Raw genomic sequence first — 9,255 nt, forward strand, 5'->3', positions numbered from 1 at the left:
ACCTTATATATGTCTGGGCAAGAGCGTAGGCGTACTGGGTGGCAGGTCTTGCAGTGGGCCGCCACTCAGATCCCACCTCACCTTTGGGCGATGTTTCCAACCCATCCTGCGGATCCATCGCGTGGTTTCGAGATCAGGGACCTTTTGGTCGTAGCCGGGCAGCGATGCGGTCCAGTGCGTCATCAACGGGAACTAAAGTTGCGGGCAGGTTCAGGAAGCCATGGAGCATGCCCGGAATTTTGACCTGCTCCACGTCGACACCGCAGGCCGCAAGCAAGGCACTGAACGTCTCGCCGGAGGCTCGCAATTCGTCGTACTCGGCATTCATTACCAAGGTGGGTCCGAGGCCGTCCAGATCTGCGTTCGCGGGCATGGCGTACCCCGGAGCCGGAACATCGCTTGACGTTCCCAGATAGTTCTCCGATGCAGAGTCGATCATCCGCGGCGTGAGCCGCATAGCGTCCGGCAGTTCCGATAATGCGGTCCTGAGCGAGGCCGAGGGCGCAGGAGGCACGGCATGCATCAACGGATACACCAGCACAAGCTGGTCCGGCACCCAGTGGTCCTCATCCCGGAGCCTCAGGGCAGCAGCAGCGGCCAGATTGGCGCCGGCGCTGGCGCCACCCACGGAAAGCGACGTGATGCCCAGTTCCGCCATGTTTGCCTGCACCCATCGGATGGCGGCGACGACGTCGTCAAGGGGCACCGGATAGTGCACGCCGTTAACTGCCAGCCGGTAGTCCACGCTGACGATCGTGGCCGATGCCCGTTGGACCAATTGGCGGGCAGTCCAGTCGGCCTCCTTGGTGTCCAGGTCCCCGAATTGGAAGGCACCGCCATGCATCCACACCAGTGCGTGTCCTGCTCGGGTGTCCGGGGACTGTCCTGCAGGGGACTTTCCTGCGGGGGTGTAAATGCGGACGGGAACCGGCCCATGGGGGCCGGGCACGGAAACCATCCGGGTGGTGGCAGCTGGTGGGGGAGGCGCATCGGGGTAGTCGTCAAAGGCCTCCATCTGCGCCCTCATGGACGGATCGCTGAGCCCGGCTTCCAATGATGGGATCCCGTCCAGCAAGGGAACCCGGGCGGCGATGTCAGGGTGGAGCGGCATGGAGTTCCTTTCCTGGTGCTTACTGCTGGCTGCCGGCGTTGACGAGGATGCGGACCTTCACGGCGGTGATGTGTTTGTCGGAAAGGATCTCAAGTCGTTCGTCCCCGTTGAGGAAACGTCCTTCGCTTAGCCCGGAGTCGGTCACCAGCAACTCCCTCACCGAGTCAAGCTCAACGTCGCAACCGGCTTTGTGGAAGTCCACCTGGGCACCCTGGCCCACCACGATGAATTGCGTGGGATTGATGGCAAGGACCATCCCGAAGGGTCGTGCGTCTCCCGGGGTGGGGCCGTGGGTGGCGGCCACGGTTTCTTCCAGGAGTTCCGGCGCCGGCGGGACCCGCACACCTGCGTCCAGGAGCATGCCTTCAAGGAGCTTCCTTGAATTGCGGACAGTAATGTCGGTACCTGCCACGCTGGTGCTGAGGGATTCCTGGTCCGGGTCAAGGGCGAAACCAAAGATCCGGCCGTCGCGCTGGGCGTCCACAATTTCCGGAGTCAGGGAAGTGATGATGGAGCAGGCTGTGCTGTACTGGTTGCCTTCCCTGCCTTCCTCCACGCCGAAGACGTTGTAGCCCAGGCCTCCGAAGCCGCCAATTGCCAGGAATGCATCTCCTGCCCGGAAACGCGCTTCCGGGATGAACAACGGATTGGAATCGGAGGCATATTGGCGCATGACCTCCTCTGCGTTGGGAACGTAGATATCCGGTGCCAGGAAGTCGATGGCGGGCGCCGCCGCCCGCCATACCGGGACCATGCCGGCCGTCGGTCCTCCGCTGGGGTACTGGCCGGGAAGGTCCTGTCCACGTTGCGGGCCGATCCAGGCGTTTGCGTACGCGGGGAGGGGCAGCACTTCCTTCCCGGCAGCCGCCAAACCTCCTACGAAGGAAGCGAATCCCCACGCCATGAAGGTTTCCTCAGCAACAGGGTTGTCATCGCCGAAGCAGTCCGCCCAGCTCTTCCCGCCGTCCGGGTTTGCGCCGAGGGCCTGCACCAGCTCAGGGTCGAAGGAACCCGGAGCCTGGGAAACAGCGGTGATCAGCGGCTCCGGGACCGGTGCATTCCATGCGGCTTCGCCCAGCGGACTGTGGTCCCTTCCTGCACCCAGCAGGCCCACTTCGTTCTCAACCTGGACCATGATGACTGTATGGTCCGGATCGACCTTGGTCACATGCTTCAACAGGGCTGTGTAGGCATTCCTGTCCGCTTCGAAAAGGTCCCGGGAGAAGACGGACAAGCTCGGCCGCGGCATTGACCCGGGGTAGGAGAAGGGTGTCTTCAGGGGTTTGGTGCCCCTGTCCGCGCGGGGGAACCGTTCACGATCCGCCCGGACCCAGCCGGGGGCATAGGTGGAGAAAGCGTTCTTGAAGGCCCCGAACCAGATCATCACCAGGCGGACACCGGTGGACCGGGCGTCCTCTACCAGGCTGTCGACGATCGAAAAGTCCAGTTCTCCCTCTACCGGTTCCACCTGCTCCCAAGACACAGGAGCGATCACGGTATTGATTCCGGCCTTAGCCAACTTGTCCCAGATGGGCGACATGTAGTCGCGGTCGGATGCACTCGAATTGTGCAGTTCCCCTCCGATGCAGAGAAACGGCTTTCCGTCCACAATGAGGCGGGTGTGACTGCCTGTGCGCTCGAGTCGCGGGAGGTTCTGGTGTGGCATGGTGGTCAGTCCTTACAGTTCGTGGGTCGGGTATTGGTGTCTGCGGGGAAAGCTGTTGGGGAAGGGGGTGTGACCATGAGGTCGAACAGCTGGGTGGCAGTGCCGTCGCCAATTCCTATCCGGAAGGAACCTGGTTCCACGATGTATCCGGCCTGGTGATCGTTGGTCCAGAATCCCAGATCATCCAAGCCGATGGTCAGTGATACACGGCGTTCTTCGCCAGCCGGTACGAATACTCGGGTGAAGCCCCGCAACTGCCGGACGGGCCGGGTCACGCTGGCCAGGAGATCGGAAACATACAACTGGACCACATCGTCGCCGTCCCTTGTTCCGGTATTTCGGACGATCGTGGAGAAAGTGATTCTGGATCCAGTCCGCAGCTCGTCCATGGTGACCGAAAGTGCTTGTTCCGGCGATGATTCCAGCTCAAAAGTCGTATAGCTGAGCCCGTATCCGAAGCCGAATTGCGGGCCCAACTCCAGGTCCAGGTATTTGGACTTGAAGTAGTCATCGGTGTTGTTGGGACCGGTCAAGCCCACGTCCGGCCGTTGGTGGGCGAGGGAGCCTCCCGTGCGGGCGGGCCTGCCGGTTGATTCGTGGTTGTAATAGACGGGCACTTGACCCACTGATCGCGGGAAAGACATGGGAAGTTTGCCGCCGGGATTGACCGTGCCGGTGAGGACATCCGAGATCGCTTTTCCGGCTTCTGTGCCCAAGTGCCATGCCAGGAGAAGGGCAGGACATTGGTCAATCCATCCGCTGACCACCAACGGACGGCCCGTCATCAGGACTACGGCAAATGGGGTGCCCGAGCCGGCAATGGCATTGATCAATTTCTCCTGGTCTCCGGGCAGGTCCAATGAACTCCGCGAGCTCGCCTCCCCGGAAAGGTCACTGGGTTCCCCGACGGCGACGATCACCAGGTCCGCCTCAGCGGCAGCAGCAGCTGCTTCAGCCTGAAGGCCGGGATCGGAATCAAAGAAGGTGGCACCGGGCAAGGTGGTCACTACGGACTCCGGCAGGGCCGCGGCGAGCGATTCGGCGATTGAGGTGGTGGTGGGGCTGGCGAAGTACTGCACCCACGCGCCCAGGTGGTCCTTGCTTTCAGCGTAAGGACCCACCACAAGGACTCGCTGTCCCCGGGGCTTCAGCGGCAACACGCCGTCGTCGTTCTTCAGCAGGACGGGGCAACGAGCGGCAGTGGCCCTGGCGGCCGCCAGGGAGGCTTCATCAGGACCGGTTGCGGCTGCGGACTCGTCCACATAAGGGTTCTCGAACAGGCCCAGCGCTTCCTTGAGCCGCAGCACACGGAGTACGGCGTCGTCCAGGCGCGCGGGATCCACCACGCCCTCCTCGATCAGGGGCTCACCCCCGCTCAGCAACGAGCCGCCCATCTCCACATCGAGCCCGGCGGAAAGTGCCAGCCGCCCGGCGTCGGACGCGTTGGCGGCGACGCCATGCTCAACCAGTTCGCCGACGCCACCGGCGTCAGCAACGACGATGCCGGTATGTCCCCACTCGTCCTTCAAGACGCTGGTGAGCATCTCCCGGTTGGCGTGCATCGGTACACCTGAAACTGCATTGAAGCTCGCCATGACACTGGCAACCCCCGCCTTGACCGCGACCCTGAATGGCTCAAGATACACGTTGCGGAGCCGTTGAACAGAGATGTCCGTGGTGTTGTAGTCGCGGCCTCCTTCTGCAGCACTGTAGCCAACAAAGTGCTTGGCGCAGGCGGCTATGGAGGTATTCGACGCAAGGTCCTCACCTTGGTACCCGCGGATCTTGGCCTCCCCGAAGACGGCATTGAGGAAGGGGTCTTCGCCAAACCCTTCCACCACGCGTCCCCACCGCGGGTCCCGGGATACATCGATCATGGGTGAAAAAGTCCAGTTGACCCCGCTGGACCGGGCTTCTTTGGCAGAGAGCCTGGCATCTGTTGCGGCAACTTCGGGATCGAAGCTGGCGGCCTGTGCCAGAGGGGTGGGGAAGATGGTGAACTGTCCGTGGACAACGTCCAGGCCGATCAGGAGCGGGATGCCGTGCCGGCTCTCCTCAACGGCGATCCGTTGGAGGTCATTGGTTGCCTTCGCCGACGGGGGCCAGAAGAGCGCACCGGCACCGCTTCGTGCAAGGTCCCCCGCTTCTGCGGAGTCAGGCCTCCAGACGATCTGGAGCTGCGCAAGCTTCTCTGCATGGGTCATTGATGCCAGGATCTGTTCCGGCTGTACTCTAACTTTCACGGTGAGGATCCTCCTGGGACGGTTGGTGGATCTGGTGCCTGATGAGGTCCAGTGTGCGCATGATGGCCAGGGAGTCGCTCAAGGGCATCACGGAGCTCTCGGATTTGCCGGCTTCGATAAGCCCATGGAACTCGAGAATTTCGTACCTGAGTCCGCCGCCAACAATGGGCGCGTGAATGGTGTGGGACTGCTGAAGTCCCGGCCCTGAGGGGTTGTAACGTGAAACGGTCAGCTCGTTGGGACAATGATGCGGGGCCGGCAGTTCAATGATGCCTTCGGTCCCCAGTATCCGTGCGATATTGGGCAGCACTGTGGACATTGATGAGCTGATGTATCCGGTTGCACCGTCGCTGAAGGACAAAAGCGCCGTCGCGTCCAGGTCCACCCCGCTGGTGCTGCTGCGGCCGAACGCGGCGACGGCCGGTTCATCGCCCAGCAACCAGTGCGAGAGCTGAACAGGGTAAACGCCCATCTCCAGCAGGCTTCCGCCGCCAAGGGCGGGATCGTACAACTGGGGCCGCGCCCGCGGCCCAGCCTCCGGAATCGGAAAACCGAAGGACGCTTCAACCTTCCGGGCCTGTCCGATCGCACCGCTGTCCACCAGCCTCTTCAGCTCAACGAACGCAGGCAGGAACCGGGACCACATGGCCTCCATCAGCACTGTCCCGGTTCGTTTGGCGGTTTGGGACAGATCGAGGGCTTCGGCGTGGGTGGACGTAAAGGGTTTTTCGACCAAGACGTGTTTGCCCGCCTCCAGGAATTGCCTGGCATGCTCGTGATGCAATCCTGCCGGGGTTGAAACGTACACCGCGTCAATGGTGGGGTCATGGGCAAGGTCCTGGAAGGACAGGTGCTGTTTCGGAATGCCGAATTCGGAACAGAACTTCCCCGAGGCCGCGGCGGTCCGGGACGCTGCAGCAGCGAGAGAGGCAGAGGGGACTTCAGCAAGAGTTTGCGCGAATTCGCGGGCAATGGTTCCAGTGCCGGCGAGTCCCCATCTCACGGTGTTGTTGTTGGGCACGTCAGTCCTTTGCTTCCAGTGCCAGATCGGCAGGGTCGTCCAGGTTTGCTGAGTCGTCCAGGTCGTCAGGTTCCCCTGCCGGGGCGGGTTCATCGGAAAGGCGTCCATCGGGCAGCAACAGCGCGGCAATGAAGCCCAGGATGTAGACGCCCGCCAGGGAAAGGAAAACGGGAGAGAACACGTCGTGGTAAATCGAGGCGATCTCTGCCTGCACGGACGGTCCGGCGGCATGGACCAAGGCCGGGGTGAGCGTGTGGGAATCCAGCCCGGCCGGCAGCAGCGACGCGACACCGAACCCCACCACTCCACCCACGACTGCCGATCCGATGGTGGACCCGATCTGGCCGCTCAGCCCGGCAGCCGCCGTAGCGGTACCGAGTTCACTGCGTGGTGCAGCACTTTGCACGATTGCTATGGCAAGGCTCATGAACGCTCCGGTGCCGAGGCCCACGAACGCCATGATCGACGCCGGGAACCACAGCGGGACGCCCGCCGGGAGCAAGGACATGGCCCCGAGCCCGAGGGCCCCCATTATTGTCCCGACCAGCGGAAAGACCCGGTAGCGGCCCGTCCGCGAAGCTGCCCAACCCGTCACAAGGTTACCCACCAACATCCCGAGCACCGTGGCGATGGGAACCAGCCCTGAGACGGTGGCACTGACGCCGTAGGCCATCTGGAAATACGTTGGCAGGTACGCCGTAGCCGAGATGAGCCCGGCACCCATGACTGCGGACAAGCCCACGCCTGCACTGAACGTGCGGTTGCGGAACAGGCGGACCGGGATGATCGGGTTGCGTTGGCCACGCTCGACGGCGATCAGGCCAACCAGGGCCGCTGCGCCGGCACCCACGGCGATCCACGCCGAGGAGTTTGCTGAACTGAACCATGCAACGGCCAGCACCACCGCCACAAGGACCGCTGTGAGCAAAAGTGCACCAACACCGTCGAACCGTTTTTTGCTGCCTGCCGGCTCAATGTGCGGAACGGCGATGACCGCCAGGAGAAGCGCGGCCAGCCCCACCGGGACATTGATCCAAAAAACCCAAGGCCACCCCCAGTGGTCCGTGATCAGGCCTCCGAGGAGCGGCCCGATCAAAATTGCCACCGGAAAGGCGGCCCCGATCAGTGACAGGTATTGCGGGCGTTGCCTTGGTGTTGCCACCTCGGCGACGATTGTCTGCGACATCAGCTGGAGTCCGGCGGCGCTCATGCCCTGGAAGACCCGGGCGACGACCAGCTGCGTCATGTCATGCGCCAGGCCGCACACGAAGGAAGCTGCAACAAAGCCGATCAGCGCAATGAGGAAGACCCTCCGCGGTCCCACCCGATCGCCCAGCCCTCCGAGTACCGGAAGCAGGACAGTGCTTGCCAGTGTGTAGCCCACTACCACCCAGCTCATGTGCTGGAGGGCTCCAAGTTCACCGGCAACAGTGGCCAACGATGTTGAAACGATGGTGTGGTCGAGGGCCCCAAGGAATGACACCGCCAGGAGCGCTGCCATGAGGAGCCGGAGACGTGTGGGAGAGATCCGGGCTGTGTTGCTGTTGCGGACTTCGGTCACGGCGTCCCGGCGATCTCGGCCTCCAGGCTGTGCAGAAGAGCATGCTGCCGGCGCACTTGTTCGATGGATCGGTAAGGCAGCCGATCGCCTTCGTACTCGCTGGAAAGGTAACCCGACCAATTATTCGCCTTCAGGGTTTGAAGGATCTCGCGCCAGGGAATCTGGCCGTCAACGAGGTTCTCATCGATGTCGAAGAACTTGGCCTGGATGAAGGACACGTAGGGCAGAACGTCCACTAGATCCGACATGGGAACGGCCAGGGGTTTCCGCCAGCCTTCTTCCTGGGCTTCTTCACTAAGGCCGTCGTGCTTGGCTGTGGTGATTGCCCGCTGAAAGATCCCGGTGTCGATCAGCAGGCGGAAGTTCTTCGAACCCGTCCGTTCGATGAACTCGATGTACTCGTCCACCACCGGGTGCTTGATGGGCGTGGGCGCATGGATTTCCGGACAAATGATGAGGTCCAGCTCGGCTGCGAGATCGAGGTTGCGCTCGATTACTTCCTCCCAGATCGGGTGGGGGCGGAGGTCCATGGACACCACACCGATCTTGGGCCGAATTGAGGTGAAGCCGAGGCGATGGGCCAGCCGGAGATCGCGGGCAAGCATCACAGCACCCTCATCGGCCGTGAGGTCGCGGTGACGCCACAAGCTGGAGTCAATCCAGGACCCGTAGTTGGTGGGCTCCAGCTGGTATTTTTCGAGCAGCCCGTACCATTGGTCGATCCACGCGGTGGACGGTTCCGGATAGTTGGGCACATGACCTTCGCCCAGGATTTCGATCCCGGTGGCGCCGATGTCAGCTATTTGTGCCATGGCGTCTTCGAGGGTGAGGACGGTGTTCATATCACCGGTATAGCTGTAGAGGGAGACGCCGTACTTGAGGTTGCTCATGCGAGGACCGTGACCTTTCGCTGGGACGTGAAAATAGACGGTTGGAACTCAGCTGGAATGTAGGGTGCGTGCAGCGCGATATCAACGCGCACATCGTGGACACCTACGGCCAGGCCGCCTGCGAGCGGCACCATGACGGTGGCCAGTTCATCGAGCTGCCAGCGGACATCGGTGGACCGGCGCAGTTCCTGGATGCTGAAAGTTCGACCCTGGAGTGTCCAGTACGGTACTTCCCGGCTCCATTCCTGACCATCTACGGTGACAGCCACGCCGTCGATGAGGCTTCCCCAGACGCCCCGGTAATTGGGCATGCGCAGGGCTATTTCGAAGCCCACCGTGTCCGTTCCTTCCTGGACGTTGCGAAAGCCCCGGCTTTGGATCAGTTCTCGTTCGAGGACCATGTTTTCCTCACTTCTCTGTAGACGTGGAGTTGATTGATTCAGCAATGTGGCGTGCACCGGCGACGGCCAAAGCCACTCCGGTCAATGTGGGGTTGCAGGCTGTGGGGGTCGGAATGACACCGTTGCCGGCAACGAACAAGCCCCTGACATCCCAGACCTGCCCGGTGGGATCGCAAACAGCAGTTCCATCGTTGCTGGTGCCCATGCGCAAGGTGCCTTGGTAATGCAGGGAGGCCCCGGCAGGGAACGTGAGCGGTTCCTCCCCGAGCGGCTCTCCCAGGGACCTCGCAGCGGCGATCACAGATTCGCGCGCAGCAGACAGCGTCTGCTCATCACGTTCGGTGAAGGTGTAGTGGATGTTC

At 62.4% G+C, this 9,255-nt stretch carries 8 protein-coding genes; all 8 read right to left on the minus strand.

Features of this window, described 5'->3' with window-relative positions; genetic code table 11:
- Nucleotides 1–133 precede the first annotated feature (133 nt).
- Entirely contained in the window at nt 134–1,111 is a 978-nt protein-coding gene (locus HP499_RS16035) for an alpha/beta hydrolase fold domain-containing protein (RefSeq protein ID WP_172325227.1), read from the minus strand.
- A gap of 19 nt (nt 1,112–1,130) precedes the next feature.
- Nucleotides 1,131–2,777: a DUF5597 domain-containing protein gene (locus tag HP499_RS16040; RefSeq protein ID WP_172325228.1), complete on the minus strand. Its 1,647-nt coding sequence runs from the start codon at nt 2,775–2,777 to the stop codon at nt 1,131–1,133.
- A gap of 5 nt (nt 2,778–2,782) precedes the next feature.
- Nucleotides 2,783–5,020, minus strand: coding sequence for a glycoside hydrolase family 3 N-terminal domain-containing protein (locus HP499_RS16045; protein ID WP_309138405.1), 2,238 nt, complete (start codon nt 5,018–5,020; stop codon nt 2,783–2,785).
- Entirely contained in the window at nt 5,010–6,041 is a 1,032-nt protein-coding gene (locus HP499_RS16050; RefSeq protein WP_172325229.1) for a Gfo/Idh/MocA family protein, read from the minus strand. The genes HP499_RS16045 and HP499_RS16050 overlap by 11 nt, the downstream gene beginning before the upstream one ends.
- A 1-nt stretch (nt 6,042) precedes the next feature.
- Nucleotides 6,043–7,602, minus strand: a complete 1,560-nt coding sequence (locus HP499_RS16055; protein ID WP_309138406.1) for an MDR family MFS transporter — start codon at nt 7,600–7,602, stop codon at nt 6,043–6,045.
- Nucleotides 7,599–8,492, minus strand: a complete 894-nt coding sequence (locus tag HP499_RS16060; protein ID WP_253951635.1) for a sugar phosphate isomerase/epimerase — start codon at nt 8,490–8,492, stop codon at nt 7,599–7,601. Before HP499_RS16060 ends, HP499_RS16055 begins: the two co-directional genes overlap by 4 nt.
- Nucleotides 8,489–8,893 carry a DUF6379 domain-containing protein gene (locus HP499_RS25230; protein ID WP_253951636.1) on the minus strand — a complete coding sequence of 135 codons (405 nt, stop codon included), beginning with the start codon at nt 8,891–8,893 and terminating at the stop codon, nt 8,489–8,491. The genes HP499_RS16060 and HP499_RS25230 overlap by 4 nt, the downstream gene beginning before the upstream one ends.
- Nucleotides 8,894–8,900: 7 nt before the next feature.
- A partial coding sequence (locus HP499_RS16065; RefSeq protein WP_216660067.1) for a GMC family oxidoreductase occupies nt 8,901–9,255 on the minus strand: 355 nt, incomplete at its 5' end.

Origin of the sequence: Paenarthrobacter sp. CM16 (assembly GCF_013179505.1) — a bacterium.
Lineage (GTDB): Bacteria > Actinomycetota > Actinomycetes > Actinomycetales > Micrococcaceae > Arthrobacter.